This window comes from Flavobacterium reichenbachii (assembly GCF_002217435.1).
GTDB classification, from domain to species: domain Bacteria; phylum Bacteroidota; class Bacteroidia; order Flavobacteriales; family Flavobacteriaceae; genus Flavobacterium; species Flavobacterium reichenbachii.
Window position 1 is genome coordinate 51,607 of sequence record NZ_MUHF01000007.1, and the last position, 25,505, is coordinate 77,111.

Here is a 25,505-nt window from a genome sequence, read left to right on the forward strand (position 1 = left end):
ACAGCAATGTTTCTGGTTTTAATTTATCGTTTGTCTTCTTTAGAATAATTAGATTCTCCGTTAATATTAATTTCTCCGCCTAAAAACTTAGGTTCACGATTTCTCAAAACGTCAAAAAAGGATTTGAAAATAGAACCATATTCTCTAAAACAAACATAATTATATCCCAGATATTCTCCTTTGTTTGCAGAAAACCCAACAGATTTTATACCCAATTTATTTCCAATATAAATGGCTCGGTTTAAATGATATTTTTGTGAAATTAAGGTCGCTCTCTTAATCTTAAAAATATGTTTTGCGCGATACATTGTAGAATAGGTATCAAATCCGGCGTAATCAATAAATATTTTTGTGGTATCAACACCATGTTCATAACAGTAGTTTTTCATTACCGTCAATTCATCATATTCATCACGGCCGTTATCGCCCGAAAGTAAAATTTTATTGATGCGCTTCATTTTATATAATAAAATCCCTGCATCCAATCTGTCTTTGAGATATTTGCTTGGTTGATTTCCGTTGATTCCCGCGCCAAAAATAATTCCCACATCATTCTTAGGAAATTTTTTAACCGAATAATAAATACGGGTCTTGGTTGAAGATTTTACATAATAATTTACAGATACAATGGCAATTAATCCAGTAATTGCAAGGTAAAGGAAGATTTTGAAATATTTTTTCACTGTTTTATTTTGTAAGATTTAGATTTAAAAATGTGAAGATAAAGTAAAATTATAATTTGTCAAATAAATTAAAAAACCGAAGCGCAATACTTCGGTTTTTTTGAGATCTTAAAATCTACGATCTAAGAAGTCTAATAATCTAAGAAAATCTATAATAATCCTGCTCTCTTCAGCAAAGCTTCCGGTTTTGGTTCCTGACCTCTAAAACGTTTGTATAAAATCATCGGATGTTCTGTTCCTCCTTTTGAAAGTACATTATCTTTAAATTTTGTCGCTACTTCATGATTGAAAATCCCTTTTTCCTGAAAATATTCAAAAGCATCAGCGTCCAGAACCTCAGCCCATTTATAACTGTAATATCCAGACGAATAACCGCCTTGAAAAATATGAGAAAAGGCCGTACTCATCGCGTTTTCTTTTACATCAGGATACAATTGCGTGTTGGCAAATTGTTCTGTTTCAAAAGCTTTTAAATCGGTAATACTTGTAGGATCTTGTCCGTGCCAAGCCATGTCTAATAATCCGAAACTCAATTGGCGTAATGTTGCTAAACCTTCTTGAAAGCTAGCACTTTCTTTAATTTTCTGCACATATTCGATCGGAATAATTTCTCCGGTTTCATAATGATTGGCGAACAAAGCCAAAGCTTCGGGCTCGTAACACCAATTCTCCATAATCTGACTTGGTAATTCTACAAAATCCCAATAAACAGAAGTTCCGGATAAACTTGGATAAACCGTATCGGCCAGCATTCCGTGTAAACCGTGTCCAAATTCGTGAAATAAAGTGGTTACTTCATTAAAAGTCAATAAAGACGGTTTTGTTTCTGTTGGTTTTGTAAAATTACATACATTCGAAACATGTGGTCTTTCGTTTATGCCGTCTTTTACATATTGTGATTTAAAAGAAGTCATCCATGCGCCATTTCTTTTTCCTTTTCTTGGGAAGAAATCCGCATAGAAAATCGAAACTAAATTATTCTCAGAATCGGTTACTTCATACGTTGTAACTTCTTCGTGGTATTTATCAATGTCAAAAACTTCCGTAAAAGTTAATCCGTATAATTTTTGGGCCACTGTAAACGCGCCGTCCAATACTTTTTCTAATTGAAAATAAGGTTTAAGTTTTTCATCATCTAAATTAAAAAGCTGTTTTTTTAACTTTTCGGAATAATAAGCTCCGTCCCACTTTTCTAATTGTTCGATTCCGTCCAATTCTTTCGCGAAAGCGGATAATTCTGCAAATTCTTTTTGAGCAGCAGGTTTTGCTTTTGACAGTAAATCGTTCAGGAAAGAAAAAACTTTTTCGGGACTTTCAGACATTCTTTCTTCCAAAACAAAATGTGCGTGTGTTTTGTAGCCTAAAAGATTTGCTCTTTCAAAACGCAGTTTGGCAATTTTCAGCACATTTTCCTGATTGTCAAATTCGTTATTCTGAAATGATCTAGCTCCAAAAGCAATCGCCATTTTTTTACGCAGTTCGCGATTATCCGCATAAGTCAAAAACGGAACATAACTTGGATGGTCTAAAGTAAAAATCCAGCCTTCTTTTTCTTGATTTTTTGCTAATAATCTGGCAGCTTCGATTGTTCCTTCTGGTAAACCGGCTAAATGGTTGTGATCAGTCAAATGCAATTCAAAAGCATTTGTTTCTGCCAAAATATTCTCTTCAAATTGCAGCTTTAATTTAGATAATTCTTTGTCGATTTCACGCAGTTTATTCTTCTTTTCTTCTGGTAAATTGGCTCCGTTTCTAGAAAAGCTCTTATATTTTTTATCTAATAAAGTTGTTTGTTCCGGGTTGAGGTTCAGACTTTCTTTCTGATCGTAAACCGCTTTTACTTTTGCAAATAAAGCAGCGTTTAAAGTAATATCGTTTCCGAATTCTGAAAGTAAAGGAGAAACTTCCTGTGCAATTTTCTGCATTTCGTCATTGGTTTCTGCCGAATTCAAATTGAAGAAAACACTAGAAAGACGATCTAAAATATCGCCCGAAAAATCCATAGCAACAATTGTATTTTCAAAAGTGGGTGCCTCTGGATTGTTTACGATGGCATCAATTTCGGCTCTGGCCAAAACAATTCCTTCCTGAAAAGCGGGAAAATAATCTTCGATTTTAATTTGAGAAAAAGGTGCTGTATTATGTTTGGTAGTAAATTTTGAAAGTAAAACACTCATTATGATATAATATTTTTTATTAATTGAAGTAATTTTTCTGAAATCCAAAGATAGCAATTTATAAAAATCTAATCGTCTAAACAAAATCGATTATAGGCATAAAATCCTCTTAAATTGTGTTATAGATATGTTATTTATTCATGCGGGCAGTTTTAAAAGCGTAAATTGAAAAAATACGGTTAGAATTATAAAATCTAATCATAATTGTAAAAATAAAAAGATGAATTATCAAGTTGTAATAAAGAATATCGATACGGTGAATGAGGTTGAAGGATATTGGTCTTATGAAGATTTTATTCAGTTACTGGGAAAATTTAATTATCCCGATGGTGCGACTGCAGAGAAAAGCAGTTTGCCAGAATTATTAGAAATGGCTATTTCAGATTATGAACCCAATGAAGCCGCTCAGATTGTTTTAGAATATAAACTAAGAGATCATTTAAGCGACGGACAGATTGGACAGATATCGAATGATATGTTAATTGACAAAGTTTGCGAGGAATATCCTGAAATACACCTGCAAGGTACTTTGTTTCATGTCAATCAATTGCTTTTTAAAGCTTACAATGGAAAATTTCCAAATGCAAAAGCATCAATCGTCCATTTTTCATTGCAGCCAACCGAAGGTGAAGCACAAAAGTTAACAGCTGAAAATGTTTTGAAATTATTGAATAACGGATTGTCTGACAGAAATCTTATTAAAAGATTATTTGAAAATCAAATTTCTCAAAATATTCCCTTTCCAGAAGCAGAAGGTATTGTTTGGGAATTGACAACTGAGGATAATGTTAATTACAATTTAGTTACGTCGGAGAATTGGATAAATAAAGAGGATATTACAGAATCTGAATTTGAATCTGTTTTGGAAGAAATTGAAGATGAGGTGTAATTTCTAAACAGATAATATTCTAGACAACAAAGGCTTCGTGTAATGTGAAGCCTTTCTGTTGTATTTTTTGTTTCACAAAGACTCGCTAAGAAAGTCACAGAGATTTACAAAGTTTTTCTTCAATAATAAATTAAATATCTTAGTGAATCTCTGCAGATTTCTCTGTGTTCCTCTGTGAAATAATATTATTTATTTAAACCTTCAGCAGCTTTATTTACTGCAGCTTTTAATTCTTCTTTATAAGAGATAATAGTTTCAAGCACTTTTTTATCATGGCTTCCAATAATTTGTGCTGCCAAAATTCCAGCATTTTTTGCGCCATTTAGAGCAACCGTTGCAACAGGAACGCCGCCCGGCATTTGCAAAATCGATAAAACCGAATCCCAGCCATCAATAGAATTGCTTGATTTTACCGGAACTCCAATTACAGGAAGCGGCGACATTGAAGCCACCATTCCAGGTAAATGTGCTGCACCGCCCGCTCCGGCGATAATTACGGAGATACCGCGAGTATGTGCATTTTTACTAAAATCGAATAATTTTTCCGGCGTTCTGTGTGCCGAAACGATATCTACTTCAACTTCAATATTAAATTGTTTTAATATGTCGATGGCATCCTGCATAACTGGCATGTCTGAGATGCTTCCCATTATAATCGCTACTTTGCTCATTAGTTTTTTTGTTTATTTTATTCAGGTTTGCAAACTGATGGTTTAATTTGTGTTTTTGTTTTTTGATATTCAAAAAAAGCTTTAAAGCTCTTTGATAATGTAAAATGATGAGTTGAAATTGTGTAAATAAAGATCATAACAATAATTGGAGTCTTATTTATTACAGGTGCTTCAATTGTAAATAAACTTATTAAGGCAATTATGTTAGCAATTGTAAATAGAATAATTATTAATATTCTCGCCCAATTTTTACCAATGTAAATCAGATAAAGAAGACCTATCGTTAAAAAAAAACGGACGATTCCTGATATTAATTTTTTTATTTCAATTTCTGGTTGAACAGACTGATAAATATATGTTGAATATAGTGAAATCATCAGTATACTCATAAATATAAATATTGTTTGCTTTTGTCCAATCCTCGCTAATACCGTCATAAATTTACTAGTTAGAAAATATTACTGAGAAATCACCTTAATAGTATTCTTAACTTCCTCTGCAATTCGTCTTGCTTCTTGCATATCTTCATTAACAATCGTAACGTGGCCCATTTTTCTAAAAGGACGTGTTTGCTTTTTACCATAAATATGAGGTGTTACACCATCCCAGCCTAAAATAGTTTCGATATTTTCATAAACTACATCTCCGGAATAACCTTCGGCGCCTACTAAATTGACCATAATTCCGGCAACTTTGCTGTCGGTATTTCCTAACGGAAGATCCAGAATCGCGCGTAAATGATTTTCGAATTGTGAAGTATAGCTTGCTTCAATAGAATAATGACCAGAATTGTGTGGACGCGGTGCAACTTCATTAACCAAAATTTCATCCTCATTGGTTTGGAACATTTCAACGGCCAAAAGTCCTACGTGATTGAATTTCTCCGAAACATTCAAAGCAATGGCTCTGGCTTTTTCGGCTACTTTTTCGTCAATTCTTGCTGGGCAGATTACATATTCCACCTGATTGGCTTCTGGATGGAATTCCATTTCAACAACCGGATATGTTTTTATTTCTCCTGATGGATTTCTTACCACAATAACAGCTAATTCATTTTTGAATGGAACCATTGTTTCTGCAATACATTCCACATTTGGTAAATCATCTAAATCTGAAATCTGGCGAATTACTTTTACGCCATTTCCATCGTAGCCAAATTCTGTGCATTTCCAAACAAATGGAATGGTAATTTCATTATCTCCAACTGATTTTGACAAATGTTCGTGATTGTCAAATCTTAAGTAAGCAGCTGTCGGAATATTACTTTCGGTATAAAAAGCTTTTTGAACTCCTTTATTCTGAATTCCTTTTAAAGTTTTTGGAGATGGATATACTTTTACACCTTCGTTTTCTAATTGTGTCAAAGCTTCAAGATTAACCAGTTCGATTTCGAAAGTTAAAACGTCGACTTGTTTTCCGAAGTTGTACACCGTTTCATAATCCATTAAATCACCTTGGAAGAATTTATTGCAGGCAATTTTACTCGGTGCTTCGTCGCTTGGATCCAAAACGTAGGTTTGTATGTCAAATTTTCTGGTGTCAGACAAAAGCATTTTGCCTAATTGTCCTCCGCCTAATATTCCTAATTTAAAATCAGAAGAAAAATAATTCATTTGTGTTGTGTTTTTGCAAAGATACTTGATAAAATAGAATTGCCAATTTATTGCGTATAGAATTGTCAATTTTTGATATTCTAAAGCTAAAAAAAAAGATTTTTCATTTTTATAAATATTTTAAGTAATATTTTGTTTTCAATAGTCGAATTATTAGGTTTGTTCTCTTTTTTAACCGCCATATATTCAGTAAATTACATGACTACAAATGATTGGGCCAAACATATTCAGAAATTTCTTTTCCTTTTGAAAGATGGTTTTTTTGAATTGCCGTATTTGTCTAATTCGCCACAAGTAATGCTTGACAGCCTTATAAAATTGCCTATCATAAATCATACAGCATCAACACAGCTGATTACTACAGATAATGCTTTTTGGAAAGGTAAAATGCGCTATCAAAAAATGGAGGAAGGCTTCTGGATTTTGGAAACCAATATTCAAATGAAAGAAAATATATTGGCAAAGGCGACTTATACTCAGGATCATCTAAAAGAATATTACATTTTATCTTTTTCTGTTTTCGAATATAAATTTCCTGTAAAGCAAGATCAGAATATTATTTTGTTGAGCACTTGCTGGACTTTTTATAAGCCCGATACTGAGATCGCAACTTATTTTTATAAAGAAACAGAAGGCAAGTTTTTTAATATTGCTATGAATAAGGAATGGGTTCATAAGAATATAAAATCGGGTAAATTTTGCGATAAGGGAGTTCTGGAACGTTTTTTTAATAATCAGAAAGGATTTTATACCTGGCTGGATATTGCTCCAAATGCTCATAAACTATCAAAAAAAATATCAAAAATTTTAGAGCCTGAAAATAACAGCAGTGTCAATATCGAGGCATTACAAAAAAACTGCAGGAAGTTAATTACAGCATTTTTTAACAATGCATTTGAAGACAGTAGAATTCCGGATAATATTTCGCTTAGTAATCTGGATTACTTTACTGTGGCTAAAGCAGAGAGGATAATTTTGCAGAATCTGCAGTCTAATTTTTTAGGGATTGAAAAAATTGCTTCTGAAGTCAATACTTCTCCAACCAAGCTAAAAGCTAATTTTAAAAGCGTATTCGGATTTTCGATGCTGCAATATCACAAAGAAAAAAATATACTTCTGGCAAAACAATTACTTGAAAAATCAGATTTTGAAATTCAAATAATTGCAGTAATAACAGGCTATGAAAGTGCGAGTAAATTTACTGCAGCTTTTAAGAAAAGATATGGAGAACTGCCTTCGGATTTTAGATAAAATTAAAATTGGACTATAAATATGAATGTAGGAAAGTGGATTAAATTTATAAAAGAGAATATTAATTTCTACAGGGATGGTTTTTTTGAACTGCCTTACTTGTCTAATTCCCCAGAAGTTATTGTAAAAAGTATTGTAAATTCTCCATCAGTAAAACATGTTGTAGAAGAACAAGCCGTTTACAGAAATAATCCTTTTTCTAAAGGTGTTATGCGCTATCGGGAAATCGAAGAAGGCTTCTGGATTATTGCAACAAGCATTACTTTCAAAAAAAATGTAATGCTCAAGGCTATCTACGATAATGATTTTCCGTGTGATTATTATACACTTACCTTTTCGGTTTTTGAGAGTGAAGTAAAACTTCAAAATACATTTGCCGATAAAACTCCTTTTTCTAGTAAATATTGGGGGTTTAAAAGACCAGGAACAGAAGTTGGTGCTTATTTCTATAAAGGTTCTGTCTGCGAATTTTATTTGTACGCCTTTAGCAGGGAATGGGCAGAACACAATTTTTCTTTTGGAGCGCTGCCGGAAGACAATCAGATTAAAAAATTTCTAAATTCTGATAAAGGTTTTATTACCTATCAGGATATTGTTCCGAGAGCTGCAGAATTGTCTAAAGAAATTTTGATTAATCTGGAAAAGAACAATCAGGATTTGTTTAGTAAAGCTATTTTAAAAACACAGACTTTTCAATTGGTAAGTACTTTTTTTAAAAATGCTTTTTTAGATCAGCGAATAGGAAATTTTAATCCGTTGGAAACTCTGGATTACAGGAAAATTGCAAAAGCAGAAAAATTGCTTTTAGACAACATTACTACTCCATTTTTGGGTGTAGAATATATTGCCGAAAAAGTAGGTCTTTCGCCAACAAAACTCAAATTGACATTTAAATCTGTTCATGGCGTTTCTATGGGACAATATCATAAAGAAAAGAAAATGCTGCTCGCCATGCAGATGATTCAGAATACAGATTTACAGATCAAACATATTGCTTTAGCGACTGGTTATAAGAGTTCTAGCAAGTTTACAGTAAACTTTAAAAGCCGTTTTGGAAAAATGCCTTCAGAAATCAGATTATAATCGCTGTAAAATTCTTCCTTTTTTGTAATTTATAATTTTTTCGCCACCATTCGGCGGTATTTTTGTTGTTAATTTGTTTTTATTTATTTAATGTTTAAGTGATTGATTGTTAGATTTTTATGTTTTAAAATATTGTCTTTTGATTTACTTTTTTTTGTAGAAAAAAATATTGGTCGTAACGGGCTATCGAAATGTCGTATTGGGCTAGTAACCAATTAGATTTCCGTATATTTTTGTTTTTAACTCTAAATTAAAAAACATGACAAAAAATTACCTTAACCTGACGAATTCATTTCGTATTTTTCAAGAAATGCTTTATTTCATATTTTCCAAAAATGATTTAAAGCTGCGCCCTCTACCAATTACAAATAAATTTTAAAAACGAACTAATTTTGGTTAAATTGAAATCACTCCGTTTAAGTCTGGAATCAAAACTAAATCATCTGGTTTTGATTTTAAGATTTTAAGTTATCGCATTTAAAATTAAATTGTGATACTTTTTGCGATTAAGCAAGTTTTTAATTGAATTCCTAAAAGTTTTTTTGAAAAGCTTTTAGGAATTTGCTTTTTAGCTGTGTAAAATTCTTTCTTTTTGATGAAATTTTCTAATTTTTCCAGCATACAATTGATTTTTTTTTAAGATTTAATTAACACCGTATTTATACCTGTTTTTATTTTTAATTTATTGTTTTTCAGGTTTTTAACATCCTTGTTTATAAAGTTTTGAACAGTCTGGCCTGTATGCCAAATCCTGCTGGTCGTTTCGGGCTATCGATGTGTCCGAATGGGCTATTCCACAATATTATTTCAATATAATTTTGTCGGATAAACTAACCGATCCAATATGATAATAAAACTACTCTTCACCGCGAATGATATTCGCAATTTTCAAAAAACTCTTATCATTGATTTGTCTCACCAATAAGGCAACTTGTATTACAGCAGTTTTTTAAATTCCTTTTTATAAAATAAAAATTTGTCTCAGGACAAGATAAAGTTCCATTGTAAGAAACAATTGGAACAGGAATTTTATTGCTTTTTGCAAAATGATAAACTAGAGATTCATAAAAACCAAACTCAATAAATATGAAAAAAAACATTTTATTAATAATTATAATCAGCCTCATGCAAACCTTTACAGTGTTTGCACAAACGCAGGTATATGATATACTAAATTGTGGTCCAAATGTAGCCACATGCGCAAGCCCTTATACAGTTAGATACGCTTATCCGAATAATAATTCTCTTCAATTACAATGGACATCAGTAGTCAATTTGATTCCAGCTAGTATTACTGTAGAGCTGAATTATGCAGTTAATTGTAATGGTGTAGGAAGTAATAATAAGGTAAAATTTAACGGTTCGCTGCAATCTGCTCAGTCAGTTCCGCCTGCAAATTTGTGTGATTGCAGTCCAATTAGTTCTGCACTTGCTACCTGGACTTTAAATCCGTCAAATTACACTCCCGGAGGAGTCAACATAATAGATATAGAAGCGATGTCAAGTTTTGAAGGTCTGGAGATTCTTCCAGGTCATCCCGGTGTCTATGCAAGAGTAACTGTAAATTATAGTCCAATTCCTGAAATTAATATTAAAGGAGGCACAGTTTCTATTGCAAATGGTGATAGTACACCAACTGCTGGCGACCTTACTGATTATGGAGCAGTATCTCCAGGAACTCCATTAGATCATACTTTTACAATAGAGAATCTAGGAGGGAATTCTTTATCGTTAACAGGAACACCTATCGTAAGTATAAGTGGCAGTACTGCTTTTTCAGTACAAACACAGCCAGCTTCAAATACTATAGCGGGTTCAGGTTCAGAGACATTCGCGGTTCGTTTTAATCCTACTTGTACACAAACAGGTTTACAAACTGCAGTGATTAGTATTGCAAATGATGATTCAGATGAAAACCCATATACTTTTACTGTACAGGGAACAGGAGTAGACAATGTAAAACCAACTGCAGCGGCAAAGAACATTACGGTTCAGTTAGGTTCAGCTGGAAATGTTATAGTAAATGCAAGTCAGCTAAATGATGGAAGTACCGATAATTGTGGAATTGCAAACTATAAAGCAGCTGCAGGATTTACAGGAACTGCTTGTGGTATTGTTGGAGAAGGCAGTAATTTAAGCTTAAATGCTCCTGCGGGATCCGTTTTTAATAACATTCTATACGCTCGTTATGGTGTTACATATGGGACTTGCGGAAGTTTTATCCCAGGTTTTTGTAATTCTGGTAATAGTACGTTAGAAGTGACAAATGCTTTTATTGGAAAAAATAGCGGCAGTATTGTTGCCGATAATACTACGTTTGGTGATCCTTGCGGCGGAACACCAAAAAATTTAGCGGTTCAGCTTAGTTATGGACCAGTTGTAGGATCAGAACAAACTTCAATAACTTATACTTGTGCAGATATTGGTATTCACAATGTAACATTATTTGTTACCGACAATAGTGGAAACGTTTCAACAGCAGAAGCAACAATAACAGTTCAGGATATTATAATTCCTGTTATTACTGCTGACGGAGATAAAAATGTAAACGCTGACGCAGGTATTTGTGGCGCAAGTGTTTCGGTTTCTGCCTCTGCGACAGACAATTGTTCAGTTGGAACACCAACCGGAGTAAGAAGCGATGCGCAATTACTAACAGACGTTTACCCTTTAGGAATAACAACCATTACCTGGAATGTAACTGACGCCAACGGAAATGCTGCGGCTGCTGTGACTCAAAAGGTAACGGTAACAGACAATCAGATTCCTGTTATTACGGCAAATGGAGATAAAAATGTAAACGCTGACGCAGGTATTTGTGGCGCAAGTGTTTCAGTTTCTGCTTCTGCTGCAGATAATTGCTCAGTTGGAACACCAACCGGAGTAAGAAGCGATGCGCAATTACTTACAGACATTTACCCTGTAGGAACGACAACTATTACATGGAATGTAACTGACGCCAACGGAAATGCAGCAGCTGCTGTGACTCAAACAGTAACGGTAGCAGACAATCAGATTCCTGTTATTACGGCAAATGGAGATAAAAATGTAAACGCAGACGCAGGTACTTGTGGCGCAAGTGTTTCGGTTTCTGCTTCTGCTGCAGACAATTGCTCCGTTGGAACACCAACCGGAGTAAGAAGCGATGCACAATTACTTACAGACGTTTATCCTGTAGGAACGACAACTATTACCTGGAATGTAACTGATGCCAACGGAAATGTGGCTGCTGCTGTGACTCAAACAGTAACGGTAACAGACAATATTCTTCCAACAGTACTTACAAAAAATATTATAGTTCCGTTAGATGCGTTAGGAACTGTTTCAATATCAGCTTCGGATGTTGATGATAACTCATCTGATAATTGTGGTATTGCTACAAGAGAATTAGATGTAACATCGTTTACTTGTGCAAATCTTGGTGCAAACACAGTTACTCTTAAAATTACAGATATTCATAATAATGTTTCGACAAAAACTGCAACAGTAACTGTTGAAGATAAAATTGCACCAACTGTTGCTGCAAAAAATATAATAGTACAATTGGATGCTTCAGGAAATGCTTCAATTGCAGCTGCAGATGTTAATAATAATTCAACAGATATTTGCGGAACTCCAGCACTGTCTGTTTTCCCTAATACATTCACTTGTGCGAATGTTGGAATCAATACGGTTACTTTAACAGCTACAGATGCTAGCGGGAACAGCTCATCTGCAACGGCAACAGTTACCATAGAGGATAAAACTGCTCCAATAGTACTTACAAAAAACATTACAGTTCAATTAGATGCTTCAGGAAATGCTTCAATTACAGCGGCTGCAGTTAATAATGGATCAACAGATTCTTGTGGAACCCCATCTTTAACGGTTTCTCCAAATACATTTACTTGTGCTAATGTTGGAGCAAATACAGTTACATTGACTGCATCAGATGCAAATGGAAATACTTCTACTAAAACGGCAGTTGTAACTGTTGAAAGTAAAATTGCAGCAGTTGTTTTAACTAAGAATGTTACAGTACAATTGGATGCTTTAGGAAATGCTTCTATAACAGCAGGTCAAATTGATAACGGAAGTTCAAGCGCTTGTGGTATTGCTTCTATTACTGTAAATCCACAAACCTTTAGCTGTTCAAATGTTGGAGCTAATACGGTTAGACTTACAGTTGTTGACGTAAACGGAAACACCTCTTCTGCAACTGCAGTAGTAACAGTTCAGGATATTACTGCGCCAATTGTGATAACTAGAAATATTAGTGTAGAATTGGATGCGTCTGGAGATGCTTCTATAACTGCAGCTGAAATTAATAACGGAAGTACAGATACTTGCGGAATCACAGCATACACTTTAAGCAAATCTTCTTTTAATTGTACTAATGCTGGTGTCAACACGGTTATTCTAACAGTTAGAGACAGAAATGGAAATATAGCAACAGGGACCGCAACAGTTACAGTTTTAAATTCATTTGAAGATAATGATTCAGACGGAATTAAAGATAATTGTGACGATGACGATGATAACGATGGAGTTTCAGACCGATCAGATAATTGTCCTTTAGTATCTAATCCTTATCAGGAAGACAGAAATCATAACGGTCTTGGTGACGCATGTGATTCTGAACAAATGAATATCTCTCAAGCTTTTACTCCAAACGGGGACGGAATTAATGATACTTGGGTTATTTCTAATATAGAAAGACATCCAAATTCTGTAGTACGTGTTTTTAACCGTTGGGGAACACAAGTATTTATTGCTAAAAATTACCAAAACGATTGGGACGGACATTACAAAAACAATTCTCAATCACTGCCGGAATCAAGTTCATATTACTATCAAATCGATTTAGATGGAGATGGTACAACAGATAAAGAAGGCTGGATTTATATCACAAGGTAATTGTAAAAAATAAAATTTTAAAAATGAAAATAATTAAAAATATATTAGCAGGAGCGGTACTACTATTTAGCAGTGTTCTTTTTGCACAGCAAGAAAGTCTTTTTACGACTTACCGCTACAACATGAATCTTGTAAATCCAGCTTACGTAGGTGTAGATAGAGAAACAGTTATTTCAAGTACATTTCGTAATCAATGGACAGGAATAAAAGATGCACCACAGACTCAGGCGATTTCGTTTGGTACGCCGATAGGCAAGAATCTGGGTATTGGTCTTTCTATGGTTTACGATAAAACATTTATAGAAAAACAAACTTTAGTAGGATTAGACATTTCTTATAAAATTCAGGTAGGCGCCCTTACAGATCTTTATCTGGGTATAAAAGCCGGAGGAAACTCTTATAATGTAAATACTTCTGGTCTGGAAACTTATGTAAATCAATCGGATCCTGCTTTAAATTCTATAAGTGAATTTAATCCAAACGTTGGAGTTGGTGCATTATTAAAAAATGATAAATTCTACGTTTCGCTTTCTGTTCCAAGGTTGTTAAATACGGAGAGAGCTAAAAATGAAAACGGTTATGCTTCTGTTGCAACAGACAGACCACACATTTACCTGAGCGGTGGATACAATTTTGATTTTGAAACTTTGACGCCTTTAGTTTTAAAACCGTCATTTATGCTTCGTTATGTAAATGGTGCTCCTGTATCGTTAGATGTAAACGCAATGCTTGAAGTTGATGAGTTTATTGAAATTGGAGGAATGTACAGAATTAACAAAGCATACGGTGCAATTGCCGGCTTAACAATAAGTAAGCTTTTGACTGTAGGTTATGCTTATGAAATAAGCACAGAAACACAGCTTGCAAGTGCTAAAAATACAAACGAATTTTTCCTTCGTTTTAAATTTTAAATTTAATTTTTGAATTAGTAAAAAAAATTAAAACATAAGTTTGCCCCTTATTTTTTTAAAGAGGATGATCTATTTTTTAGACATCCTCTTTTTTATTTTATTTTTTTCAGGACTTCTCGGGCTACGGCTTTATAAGCAGCAGAATGATCGGCGTAATCTTTATCTAAAATAATTTTTAGTTCAGGATGAATCCAATCGTAGTAATTTCCTAAAACAAACAATGTTCTTATAGAATACGCTTTTGTAGCAACTTTACAGTCGTTTATCAGCCAGTCAAAACTAGATTCGATACAATACTGAAGATTATCTTCAGAAAGCACAATACTGTTTTCTCCTTTTTTATAATGCGATTTTACTAAAAGCTGTACCACTTTTGCAATGGGCCTCAGCGAGCTTTCTTCTTTTAAATATTTAAGATTTTTGCAGAAAAAATCAAGATGAGGCTGGAGCCAGATAAGTTCTTCGTAACATACAAATTCCAAAATCCAGCAGGCTTTATGATTGTTTTTGTCTGAAGTTAAAAAACAAATAGAAACCAATTCCTCAAACAGACTTTTGTTTTCTAAAATTTCCTGAGCAGTCTTAAGACGATTTTCTCGGTAAGCGTTAACATAATCTAATTTAGATTGAAGATCCGATGACATTTTGATTAAGTTTAAATACGATACTAAAATAAGTAATTTAGCGTAAACGTTCCGTAAAAATTTGTAGGAAGACCGGGATAGTAATACCGAGGCAGTGCATTCCCGACACCAACAGCATTTGGCAGAATAAGTGAGGCATATTTTTCATCTGTCACATTGTTTACACCCGCAGCAATATTCGCAGAAAGATGCTGCAGTATTTGAAAACCGTAACCCGTTTTTAGATTAATTATTTTGTAAGAATCAGTATAAGCCGAATTTGCATCATTCAAAGGCATTTTGTCAACATATTGAAAATCGCTGTTGAGGTAAATACCTAAAGTTGTAGTAATAGAGATTCCGGCATTCACTTTATTTGCAGGAACTCCTGTTAGTTTATTTCCCGAAAAATCATTTCCGTTATCTACAAAATCTTTAAATTTATAATTGCCCAACGATCCCGAAACATAAGAATTGACAGTAAAAAATGAATTTACCGGCCAATTGTGATTTAAACTTATTTCTACACCTTCGTGAAAAGTTTTCCCTGCATTTATTCCTACGTATTGATCGTCTCCAACCCGTTTAGCGACTAATAAATCATTTATTTCCATGTGATAAATACTCAATTCGCTATAAAGTCTTTTATTGAAGAAATAGAATTTCCCGCCGATTTCAAAATTATAACCGTTCTCTGGTTTTATGTCTGTATTGATCGTTCCTGTGCTTGTTAATGTTTCTTCTGTTGCAGGTAATGAAAACCCGCGGCTTGCAGAAAAATAAATGGTTTGCTGTGCGTTAGGTTTGAATAAAAAGGAAAGCTGAGGTGAAAAAATTCCATCATAACTATAATCCTGGGTCGAATTGAGATTGTAATTCTCCAACTCAAATTGTGTTTTGTTGTAATTTATTCCCGCCTGAATTTCAAATTTCTTAGAAAGTAAAGTTCTCATCTGAGCAAAAACATTATAAAAATGTCTTTTCTGACCAGTTTCGGTTATTTGGTTTCCCTGCAGACTTCCTTGTCCGTTATTTTGCAGATAAAGATTCTCAAAAGTATTTCCTTTATAATAATCCGTAAAATATTCAATTCCAGTTATAAATTGATTTGCAGTTTCCCTGATCTTAAATTGCCCGGAAAACTGAGTTCGCACACCGCTTGCAAAAGTATATTGGCGCAATACATCAAAAGGTCTCGGCTCATTACTGTCTTTATAATTGAGGAAAACAGAAGTTGAATTACTCAGATTTTCATTCAGTTTAAAATCATAAGCCAATCCCGCCAATGTCGATTTATATTCCTTAAATCCTTTTGATGCCACCCAGGTTGGAGCACCAGACTTCGGGCTATTTTCAAACATTGTTTTGTTGATCGAGCTCGGAATAAAAGCTTTTAAATAAGTGTAATTTGTAAAATAAGTTAGTTTGCTGTTTTTCTTTTTAAATAATTCTCCAGCCAGTGTAATGCCTTCACGATTGTAAGCGCTGTTTTCTCGCCAGCCGTCTGTTTCCAGTTTGTGATAACTCAAATTTAGGCTCGATTCCTTTTCGTTTAAACTATAATGCAGGCTGTTTTTTATTAAACCATATGAACCAATCACCGTACTGATTCCTGCAGTTTGTCCGCTTGTTTTTGAAAGTTGAGGTGAAATCAAAATTGCACCGCCCAATCCGGCTCCATAAACGCTCGAAAGAGGCCCTTTAATAATCTCAATCTGGCTGAGGTTTTCTAAATCAATATCGTCAATAACGGTTTCGCTGTTTCCGGAAGTCAGGGGAATACTTCCATAAAAAGCCCGGATTTTATTTGTTCCGTAAGGAGTTCTCGCCCCAATACCACGAATAGAAATTCGGGTCGTAGTAATGTTGGCCGACTGCATAAAAACACCCGGTATTGTATTCATTACAGTGCTGATATCTGTCGTATTATTTTGAAGCAATTCTTTTTTGGATAAAAGACCAATCGAAGCCGGTGCATTTTGTAAACTGTCGTTAATATGAAAGGAGCTGATAACAACTTCTTCTAATTTTTCTGGTTTGACAGAATCAATAGATTTGCCTTCTTTTTTTTGCGCAAAAATGTTCTGACAAGCAAAAAACACAAAAAGAAGAAAGCAGTATTTTTTAAAAATCATAAGAGAGTTTGTTAAACATGAAAAAATTAACCGCAAAGAGCGCTAAGATTATATACTAGTTATTAAGCTTTAGAAATACAAAGTTCGCAAAGCTGTTTCGGCACAAAGCTTTGCTAACTTTGCCTTTGTATAAAAACAATAAAAAAACTCAGCGTTCTTTGCGGTAAAATTAATTTGTTCAAATTTTATTTAGCCGTAACCTTCCAAATCGTATCACCGCTGTCATCGTTTACCAAAAGCGATCCGTCGTTCATAACCGTAACGGCTACCGGACGACCGTAAACTTCTGCTTTTTCTTCATCAGCAATAAAACCAGTCAAAAAATCTTCGGGTTTTCCAGAAGGTTTTCCGTTTGCAAAAGGCACAAAAATAACTTTATAACCTGTAATTTTAGATCTGTTCCAAGAACCATGCTGTCCCACAAAAATTCCGTTTTTGTATTTTTTAGGAAAAGCATTTTTATCATAAAAAGCCAATCCTAAAGATGCGGTATGAGGACCTACAGGAACATCTGGCACAATAGCTTTTGCTGCCAAATCTTTACGTTCGCCTTTCATTCTGGGATCAAGGATATTTCCGTAATAGGAATAAGGCCATCCATAAAAGCCGTCTCTTTTTACACTCGTAACATAATCAGGAACCAGATCATCTCCTAGTTCGTCACGCTCGTTAACAGCAGTCCAAAGTTCGCCGTTAGCAGGATTCCAATCCATTCCAACAGGGTTTCTAAGACCGGCTGCATAGATTTTTTCTCCTGTTCCATCAGGATTAATTTCCAGAATATCGGCACGACGTACTTCTTTGTCCATTCCGTTTTCGCCAACATTACTTCCAGACCCAACAGAAATATAAATTTTTGTACCGTCGGCATTTGCAATTATATTTCTGGTCCAGTGGTTGTTGTAACCGCCTGCAGGAAGTTCCAGAATTTTAGTGCCTTGAGTTTCTAATTTAAGAGGGTTATTTTTATACGGATAACGATAAAGTCCGTCTGTATTTGCGATATAAAAAAAGTCTTTTAAGACCAGCATTCCAAAAGGTTTGTTCAGGTTTGCAATAAATACGTTTCGGGTTTCAAATGTGCCGTCTTTATCTGCGTCGCGAAAAACTGTAATCTGATTTTTACTCGCTCTTGTACCGCTTTCAACAACAAAAATATCATTGTTGGGAGCAATATATGTCCAACGCGGATTTACTAGTCCGTCTGCAAATTTAGAAACCGTAAATCCTTCAGGAGCTTTTGGCATTTTACCGTCGGACCATTTCAGTACTTTGCTGTTTTTTGTTTTAGATTCAGACGCGTAAGGCGGAGGAAGTTTTAAATCTCCAATAGCCGTTTTTACAATATTTCCGGGTTGTGCGGCAAGCGCTTCTTTTTCTTCTTTTTTTACCTGTCCGTTGCAGGAAGTCATTAAAGCTAATAGTGCTGCGGTAAATAGCGGTATGATTGTCTTCATTTTAGTCTTCGTTAAATGTTTATACAACAACAATTTACTTATTTATAAAGTAAGCTTTGTTATAAAAATGTAATTATTAACTGATATTTAACATTCTTAAAAAAATGTTAGAGCACACTATTTTTGTTTAAGGTATTAAGTTGTAATTCTGTATCTTTGCGCATTATTTTAAACATAAAAAATAATGATACAACTTCACGATAAACAATTTGTTCCGTTTATTTCTGCAAAAGAAATTGATTTTGCTTTAACGAAAATAGTTGCCCAAGTAGAAGATGATTTTGGAGATGATACACCAATTTTTATTGGAGTTTTAAACGGCGCCTTTATGGTGGTGTCCGATTTTCTAAAAAAATATAAAAAACCCTGCGAAGTTTCATTTGTAAAAATGTCTTCTTACGAAGGAACAGAATCAACCAATTCGGTTAAAGAATTAATAGGGATTAATCAGGATTTGTCTGGCAGAACTGTGATTATTATTGAAGATATTATCGACACAGGAAATACAATCGAAGAATTGAAACACATCTTTAAAGAACAAAATGTAAAGCATTTTAAAATTGCAACATTATTCTTTAAGCCGGAAGCTTACAAAAAAGATATCAAAATAGATTATGTTGGAATCAGAATTCCAAACAAATTTATTGTGGGTTACGGTTTAGATTACGACGGTTTAGGCAGAAATCTGGATGAAATATACAAATTAGCAGAATAATTTTAAACAATACACAACTATATATTCATTTTAAACTTCTTATAAACAAGGAAGTAACAACACAAACATATTATGATTAACATTGTTTTATTTGGAAAGCCGGGGGCAGGAAAAGGAACTCAGGCAGAATTTTTAAAAGAAAAATACAATTTAACACATCTTTCAACTGGAGATATTTTTCGTTTTAATTTAAAAAATGATACAGATTTAGGTAAAAAAGCAAGAGTTTTTATGGACAATGGAGAATTGGTTCCTTGCGAAGTTACTACAGCAATGTTAATTGACGAAGTAAAAAAACATCCGGATACAGCAGGATTTTTATTTGACGGGTATCCAAGAACTTTAGATCAGGCTGCGGCTTTAGATAAATTTTTACCAACAATTGATTCAAGCGTTACCGCTACAATTGCTTTAGAAGCAGATGATGAAATTCTTGTAGCTCGTTTATTAGAAAGAGGAAAAACAAGCGGAAGAGCTGATGATCAGGACGAAGAAAAAATTCGCGTAAGATATCAGGAATATAATGAGAAAACAGCGCCATTAATTGGATATTATAAAGAACAAAATAAGTTTCATGCCGTAAACGGTATCGGAACCATCGAAGAAATTACAGAGCGATTGACGTCAGTTATAGATAATTTGTAGAAACTTTTTCAAGCTGTCGTTTTATCCCGAGAGCCATCGGGACAAAAAAAACTATTTTTCCATACCATAAAACAAGCTTATCCCGAAACTTCGAGGAAGACTGTTTTCTGGGAGGAAAAATTAGTTTTTTAAGATGCCGGCTTTTTTCTATACTATTATTTATAGCAAATTTGATTGCAATTATAATAAAGAACCATTTCAATAACCAAAACCTACAAATTGGAAATACTAATAATATTTTTTCTGATACTATTAAACGGAGTTTTCTCCATGTCTGAAATCGCATTGATTTCGGCAAGAAAAAACAGACTGGAGACAGCGGCTAAAAAAGGAAATAAAAGTGCCAAAATAGCACTTGATCTAGCCAATTCTCCAAACAAATTTTTATCGACTGTACAAATCGGAATTACCTTAATCGGAATTTTAACGGGTATCTATTCTGGTGATAAAATTACTATTGACGTAGAAACATTTGTCAGCGGTTTTGCAGTGCTAAAACCTTATGCCCACTCAGTTGCAGTTGGAATTGTTGTGGTGGTATTAACGTTTTTCTCTTTGGTTTTAGGAGAATTACTCCCAAAAAGAATTGGACTGAATTACCCGGAATCTATTGCCAAAATGGTAGCAATGCCAATGAAGATCGTGTCGATTATAACAGCCCCTTTTATCTGGCTTTTAACATCTTCGACAGACTTTTTATTGAATGTTTTGCAAATCAAACCAACTGCAGACGGAAAAGTTACTGAAGAAGAGATTAAAGCAATTATAAAAGAAGGAACAGAGGGCGGAGAAGTACAGGAAATTGAGCAGGATATTGTGGAGCGTGTTTTTCATATTGGAGACAGAAAAGTAAGTTCTTTGATGACACACCGTAAATCTGTAGATATGCTGCCGCTAAATGCAGATAATGCCAGAATAAAAGAATTGGTTCTGCAGGATCTTCATACAGTTTATCCAGTTTACAGTGACAATTATGACGACATTGTGGGTATTGTAACCTTAAAAAATATTTTTGCCAATATAGAAAAGGATAATTTTGATCTGGCTTCTATAAAATCTGAAGCTCCTTATTTAATGGAGCAGACGACGGCTTACAAGGCTTTGGAAAATTTCAAAAAAACCGGAGTTCATTATGCTTTAGTTTCAGATGAATATGGCGTTTTTCAGGGTATGATTACTTTGAATGATATTCTGGAAGCTTTAGTGGGTGATGCCTCTGATTTTTATAAAGATGAATTTCAGCTTGTCGAAAGAGAAGATGGTTCATGGCTGGTTGACGGACATTATTCACTGCATGATTTCTTAACTTATTTTGAGTTAGACGAACTTACAAACGACTACGAAGTTAATACGGTAAGCGGAATGATTATGACCGAGCTTTCTCATATTCCAAAAGAAGGAGAAAAGTTAATATGGCAGAAATTTGTACTAGAAGTAGTCGATATGGACGGCGTTAAGATTGATAAAGTGCTGGTAAAAGCACTGAAAGAGTAAAGAGAATTTGTTTCGAGTTTTATTATGTTTCAGGTTTCAAGTTACGTGTGCTGCACCAACTTGAAACCTGAAACTTTAAACTTTAAACTATACATAAACAAAAAGAAAATGACAGAGGGAAATTTTGTAGATTATGTTAAGATATATGTTTCTTCCGGAAAAGGAGGAAAAGGATCTACACATTTACATAGAGAGAAATTTATAGAAAAAGGCGGCCCGGACGGTGGTGACGGAGGACGTGGAGGACACGTGTACTTAGTTGGAAACAAAGGTCTATGGACATTGTTTCATCTTAAATTTGCGCGACACGTAAAAGCTGGACATGGTGGAGATGGAGGAGGAGACCGAAGCACTGGTGCAGATGGAGACGATAAATTTATCGAAGTACCTTTGGGAACTGTAGTTAAAGATAAAGAAACAGGAGAAACTTTATTTGAAATTACAGAAGACGGAGAAAAAAGAATTCTGTGTAAAGGAGGAAAAGGAGGTTTAGGAAACTGGCATTTTAGAAGTTCTACCAACCAAACACCTCGTTATGCGCAGCCTGGTTTGTTGGGCGTAGAAATGGATGTAATTCTTGAACTTAAAGTTTTGGCAGATGTTGGTTTAGTTGGATTTCCTAATGCAGGAAAATCGACTTTATTATCTGTTTTAACTTCAGCAAAACCAAAAATTGCCGATTATCCTTTTACAACATTAAAACCAAATTTAGGAATTGTAGCGTATAGAGATTTTCAATCTTTTGTAATTGCAGATATTCCGGGTATTATTGAAGGCGCAGCAGAAGGAAAAGGTTTAGGACATTACTTCCTGAGACATATTGAGCGTAACTCAACTTTATTGTTTCTGGTTCCTGTTGATACACCGGATATTAAAGCAGAATATGATATTTTGGTAAATGAATTGACAAAGTATAATCCTGAAATGCTCGATAAAGAGCGTCTTTTGGTTATTTCAAAATGCGATATGCTTGACGATGAACTAAAAGCAGAATTAAAAGTAGAATTGGATGTTGCCTTTAAGGATATTCCTTATATGTTTATATCGTCTGTTGCTCAGCAAGGTCTTACAGATCTTAAAGACAAACTTTGGAAAATGTTAAACGAGTAAATTTCGTGTAGACTATTATAAAAAAACCGGTAAACAAAAATTTACCGGTTTTTACTTTTTGTTATGTAGGATAACAAAAAGCGGTTTTAATCATAATTATCTTTTATACAGTTGAATGGTTTTTATAATTCAAAGTTTTTAGAAATTCCAATGTTAAAGGTTTTTCCAAAATCAAAGCCCATACGTTCTTGGCGAGGATCATTTTTACCATCTAAATTGTCGTAATTAAGTCCTCCGATAGAAAAGTTTAAGCCAAATCCTCTTTTCATGTTTATAAATAATGCAGGAGTAAGTTTTGCATACATTCCTTTTGCATCATTTACAGAACTACTTTGATAACCAGCTCCTAAATCTGCATAGACAGAAAAAATCTCAGAAAGAGGCACTGCATATCTTGTAAAAGCTCCAATTTTGTATTTTTCAGTTTTACCAAATCCAGCTGCATCTGCATTTGCAATTGAACCTTCAACACCAATAGTCCATCTTTCTGAAAATTGGTATCCGGCTTTTGGAGAAAATTCAAAATTATTTGATTTAGAATCACCAATTTTTTCAGACTGAAATCCGACATTCCCACCTAATAAAAACGAGCCTTTTTGTGCGTTTGTGATTGCAGCAACTAAAAGTGCAGCAACTAAAAGTAATTTTTTCATTTTAATGTTTGTTATTATTTTTCACAAACTTACAAAAATCATATTTGTAAGAAATAAATTATAATATTTATTTATTCATGAAAGTTTATTTTTACATAAAATTCGATTTGTTAGCGTTTATAACTCTTTTATTGCAACACTTTAATAAAATAGAAGGTATTTTGTTTTTTAAAACAGTCTTATTTCTACTTTAAAAAATTATGAATTTCGTAATTTATTACTCAAAAGACTTTCATATATTTTGTTTTAATTTTCATTGAATGTTTTTTTTGCGAAAATGAGTTATATTCGCAGAACTTAAATAAAATAACATGAAAAAAATAATTTTATTCTTGACCATGTGCTTAATGGCTTTTCCTGCAAGAGCAGATGAAGGTATGTGGTTCTTGATGTTTATCGAGAGATTGAACCATAGAGATATGGAAAAGATGGGACTGCAGTTAACAGCCGAAGAAATCTACAGTATTAACCACCACAGTTTAAAAGATGCAATTGTGCAGTTTAACGGAGGTTGTACGGCAGAAATCGTCTCTAAAAACGGTTTGGTTTTAACCAATCACCATTGCGGTTACAATGCAATTGCAGAACTTTCTACTGCAGAACAAAATTATCTGAAAGATGGTTTTTGGGCAAAAGAGAAAAGTGCAGAGATGAAACCTAAATCTTTATATGTTCGTTTCTTTGTTCGTATGGACGATGTTTCTAAAAGAATCTTATCAAAGGTAAATGATACAATGACCGAGACTGAAAGAAACAAAATCATTCAGCAGGAAATTAATCTGATCGAAAAAGAAAACAATGAAGGTGGGAAATATACAGTTTCTGTTCGTCCTTTCTTTCAAGGAAATGAATATTACTATTTTGTTTACCAAGATTATACAGACGTTCGTTTAGTTGGAACGCCGCCAGAAAGTGTTGGGAAATTTGGAGGAGATACAGACAACTGGGAGTGGCCTCGCCAAACTGGAGATTTCTCTATGTTTAGAGTTTATGCTGATAAAGACGGAAATCCTGCTGCATATTCTAAAGACAATGTGCCTTTGCAGCCAAAACACTATCTTCCTGTAAGTATTAAAGGAGTAAAAGAGAATGATTTTGCCATGATTTTGGGTTATCCAGGAAGAACAAACCGCTGGATGCCAGCCGGAGGAATTGAGCAAAATATTAAATTTGCTTATCCTGCTTGGGTTGAAGGTGCAAAGACCGGAATGGATCAAATGAAAAAGTATATGGATAAAGATGCTACCGTACGTTTGCAGTATGCTTCTAAATATGCTTCGACAGCAAATTACTGGAAAAACCGTCAGGGTATGATCGATGCTTTAACAAAAGCAGGAACTGTTGATGCTAAAGCAGCGCAAGAAGATAAATTTTACGAATGGGCAAGTAAACCTGTAAACAAAGACAAGTACGAAAATGTAATTCCGACAATCAACGATTATTACAGAGAAACAAACTTAAAAGCACGTCACGATAATTATCTAACACAGCTTTTACGTACTTCAAGCTACGCTACAGGACCAGCAAACTTAGGTAATGCATTAATTGCTTATTATAAAGAGAACGATGCTAAGAAAGCAGAAATGCTTCCGAAGATCAATGCGATGGTTGAGAGTATTTATGGAGAATTTTATGCGCCATTAGAAAAAGATGTTTTAACAGCGCAATTAAACTTATATGCTGCTAAAGCTGCAGAATACGGACTTGCTCCTGAAGTTGCTAAAATGAAAACAGCTAACAACGGAGATTTTACTGCTGATGTTACAAAAGCGACTGAGATCAGTTATTTTACAACTAAAGAAAAAATATTAGCATTTTTAGCTGATCCAAAACCATTGGCAATCGTACACGATCCTTTGTATATTATTTCTAATGATTTATTGACAAAATATCGTGCTAAAACGGATGATCAGGCAAAAGCCGATGATGGTTTTGCTACTGCTTACCGCAAATTGGTTGAAGGTTTAAGAGAGTCAAAATTAAATGCCGTTAAATATCCTGATGCAAACTCAACGTTGAGATTGACTTACGGAAAAGTTCGCGCTTTACCTGCTGATCCTCGCAACGATGCTAAAATCAACAATTATACAACCATGGAAAGTATGGTAAAAAAGTATAAAGCCGGAGATCAGGAATTTGACCTGCCAGCAAGATTGTTAGAATTAAACAAAGCAAAAGATTACGGACAATATGCTGATAAAGCAGGTTATATGCCGATAAACTTCTTAACAGATAATGATATTACAGGAGGAAATTCTGGTTCGCCTGTTCTTAACGGAAAAGGAGAATTAATCGGAATTGCCTTTGATGGAAACATCGAAGCTATGGCTGGAGATGTTATTTTTGATCCTAAATTACAAAGAACAATCAATGTAGATATTCGTTACGTACTTTGGATTATTGATAAATATGCCGGAGCAAAAAATATTATTGACGAATTGACGATTGCTAAATAATCAATCTAATATTTAAAAAGCAAACCTAACAGGTTTTAAAACC

General features: G+C 34.1%; 20 protein-coding genes. 10 read left to right on the top strand and 10 right to left on the bottom strand.

The features are described from left to right. Window positions 1-23: 23 nt before the first annotated feature. Complete coding sequence (locus B0A68_RS07070) at window positions 24-683, bottom strand: SanA/YdcF family protein (RefSeq protein WP_035682571.1); 660 nt, start codon at window positions 681-683, stop codon at window positions 24-26. Between the two features lie 149 nt (window positions 684-832). Next, a complete protein-coding gene (locus B0A68_RS07075) occupies window positions 833-2,860 on the bottom strand; it encodes a M3 family metallopeptidase (RefSeq protein ID WP_035687901.1) in 2,028 nt (675 codons plus the stop codon). Window positions 2,861-3,080: 220 nt separating this feature from the next. Between B0A68_RS07075 and B0A68_RS07080 the strand changes: the two genes are divergently transcribed. After that, the gene (locus tag B0A68_RS07080) at window positions 3,081-3,749 is read left to right on the top strand and encodes a hypothetical protein (protein WP_035682569.1); all 669 of its coding nucleotides are present in this window, start codon (window positions 3,081-3,083) and stop codon (window positions 3,747-3,749) included. A gap of 185 nt (window positions 3,750-3,934) precedes the next feature. Here the strand turns inward: B0A68_RS07080 and purE are convergent, their stop codons facing one another. Genes purE through B0A68_RS07095 form a run of 3 tightly spaced genes read right to left on the bottom strand, consistent with a single transcriptional unit; the run spans window position 3,935 to window position 6,033 of the window. Further along, window positions 3,935-4,420, bottom strand: coding sequence for a 5-(carboxyamino)imidazole ribonucleotide mutase (gene purE / locus B0A68_RS07085; RefSeq protein ID WP_035682566.1), 486 nt, complete (start codon window positions 4,418-4,420; stop codon window positions 3,935-3,937). Between the two features lie 17 nt (window positions 4,421-4,437). Then, window positions 4,438-4,857, bottom strand: a complete 420-nt coding sequence (locus tag B0A68_RS07090) for a hypothetical protein (protein ID WP_035682563.1) — start codon at window positions 4,855-4,857, stop codon at window positions 4,438-4,440. Window positions 4,858-4,878: 21 nt separating this feature from the next. Next, window positions 4,879-6,033 (bottom strand): 5-(carboxyamino)imidazole ribonucleotide synthase, encoded by a 1,155-nt coding sequence (locus B0A68_RS07095; protein ID WP_035682561.1) that lies wholly within the window; start codon window positions 6,031-6,033, stop codon window positions 4,879-4,881. Between the two features lie 198 nt (window positions 6,034-6,231). Between B0A68_RS07095 and B0A68_RS07100 the strand changes: the two genes are divergently transcribed. After that, window positions 6,232-7,284 carry a helix-turn-helix domain-containing protein gene (locus B0A68_RS07100; RefSeq protein ID WP_051892476.1) on the top strand — a complete coding sequence of 351 codons (1,053 nt, stop codon included), beginning with the start codon at window positions 6,232-6,234 and terminating at the stop codon, window positions 7,282-7,284. A gap of 21 nt (window positions 7,285-7,305) precedes the next feature. Next, window positions 7,306-8,367, top strand: coding sequence for a helix-turn-helix domain-containing protein (locus B0A68_RS07105; RefSeq protein ID WP_035682560.1), 1,062 nt, complete (start codon window positions 7,306-7,308; stop codon window positions 8,365-8,367). Between the two features lie 483 nt (window positions 8,368-8,850). On the opposite strand, the gene B0A68_RS24435 is transcribed toward B0A68_RS07105, so the two are convergent. Continuing rightward, window positions 8,851-8,988 carry a hypothetical protein gene (locus B0A68_RS24435; RefSeq protein WP_165571326.1) on the bottom strand — a complete coding sequence of 46 codons (138 nt, stop codon included), beginning with the start codon at window positions 8,986-8,988 and terminating at the stop codon, window positions 8,851-8,853. Between the two features lie 465 nt (window positions 8,989-9,453). Between B0A68_RS24435 and B0A68_RS07115 the strand changes: the two genes are divergently transcribed. Further along, on the top strand, window positions 9,454-13,263 hold the full coding sequence (locus tag B0A68_RS07115; RefSeq protein ID WP_035682555.1) for a T9SS type B sorting domain-containing protein: 3,810 nt from the start codon (window positions 9,454-9,456) through the stop codon (window positions 13,261-13,263). Between the two features lie 23 nt (window positions 13,264-13,286). Beyond that, window positions 13,287-14,174, top strand: coding sequence for a PorP/SprF family type IX secretion system membrane protein (locus B0A68_RS07120; RefSeq protein ID WP_051892475.1), 888 nt, complete (start codon window positions 13,287-13,289; stop codon window positions 14,172-14,174). Window positions 14,175-14,266: 92 nt separating this feature from the next. Here the strand turns inward: B0A68_RS07120 and B0A68_RS07125 are convergent, their stop codons facing one another. The 3 genes from B0A68_RS07125 to B0A68_RS07135 form a co-directional block, all read right to left on the bottom strand. Then, window positions 14,267-14,818, bottom strand: a complete 552-nt coding sequence (locus tag B0A68_RS07125) for a hypothetical protein (RefSeq protein WP_035682552.1) — start codon at window positions 14,816-14,818, stop codon at window positions 14,267-14,269. A 23-nt stretch (window positions 14,819-14,841) separates the two neighbouring features. Continuing rightward, window positions 14,842-16,932: a TonB-dependent receptor gene (locus tag B0A68_RS07130; protein WP_035682549.1), complete on the bottom strand. Its 2,091-nt coding sequence runs from the start codon at window positions 16,930-16,932 to the stop codon at window positions 14,842-14,844. 185 nt (window positions 16,933-17,117) lie between these two features. After that, a complete protein-coding gene (locus B0A68_RS07135) occupies window positions 17,118-18,389 on the bottom strand; it encodes a PQQ-dependent sugar dehydrogenase (protein WP_035682546.1) in 1,272 nt (423 codons plus the stop codon). 184 nt (window positions 18,390-18,573) lie between these two features. Between B0A68_RS07135 and hpt the strand changes: the two genes are divergently transcribed. The 4 genes from hpt (at window position 18,574) to obgE (ending at window position 22,353) form a co-directional block, all read left to right on the top strand. Then, window positions 18,574-19,104, top strand: a complete 531-nt coding sequence (gene hpt, locus B0A68_RS07140; protein WP_035682543.1) for a hypoxanthine phosphoribosyltransferase — start codon at window positions 18,574-18,576, stop codon at window positions 19,102-19,104. A gap of 72 nt (window positions 19,105-19,176) precedes the next feature. Beyond that, window positions 19,177-19,749 (top strand): adenylate kinase, encoded by a 573-nt coding sequence (locus B0A68_RS07145; RefSeq protein ID WP_035682540.1) that lies wholly within the window; start codon window positions 19,177-19,179, stop codon window positions 19,747-19,749. A 219-nt stretch (window positions 19,750-19,968) separates the two neighbouring features. Next, a complete protein-coding gene (locus B0A68_RS07155) occupies window positions 19,969-21,243 on the top strand; it encodes a hemolysin family protein (protein WP_084679003.1) in 1,275 nt (424 codons plus the stop codon). A 108-nt stretch (window positions 21,244-21,351) separates the two neighbouring features. Then, entirely contained in the window at window positions 21,352-22,353 is a 1,002-nt protein-coding gene (gene obgE, locus B0A68_RS07160; RefSeq protein ID WP_035682533.1) for a GTPase ObgE, read from the top strand. A 122-nt stretch (window positions 22,354-22,475) separates the two neighbouring features. On the opposite strand, the gene B0A68_RS07165 is transcribed toward obgE, so the two are convergent. Further along, window positions 22,476-23,006, bottom strand: a complete 531-nt coding sequence (locus B0A68_RS07165; protein WP_035682531.1) for an outer membrane beta-barrel protein — start codon at window positions 23,004-23,006, stop codon at window positions 22,476-22,478. Window positions 23,007-23,317: 311 nt separating this feature from the next. Between B0A68_RS07165 and B0A68_RS07170 the strand changes: the two genes are divergently transcribed. Further along, window positions 23,318-25,462, top strand: coding sequence for a S46 family peptidase (locus tag B0A68_RS07170; RefSeq protein ID WP_035682528.1), 2,145 nt, complete (start codon window positions 23,318-23,320; stop codon window positions 25,460-25,462). Window positions 25,463-25,505 lie beyond the last annotated feature (43 nt).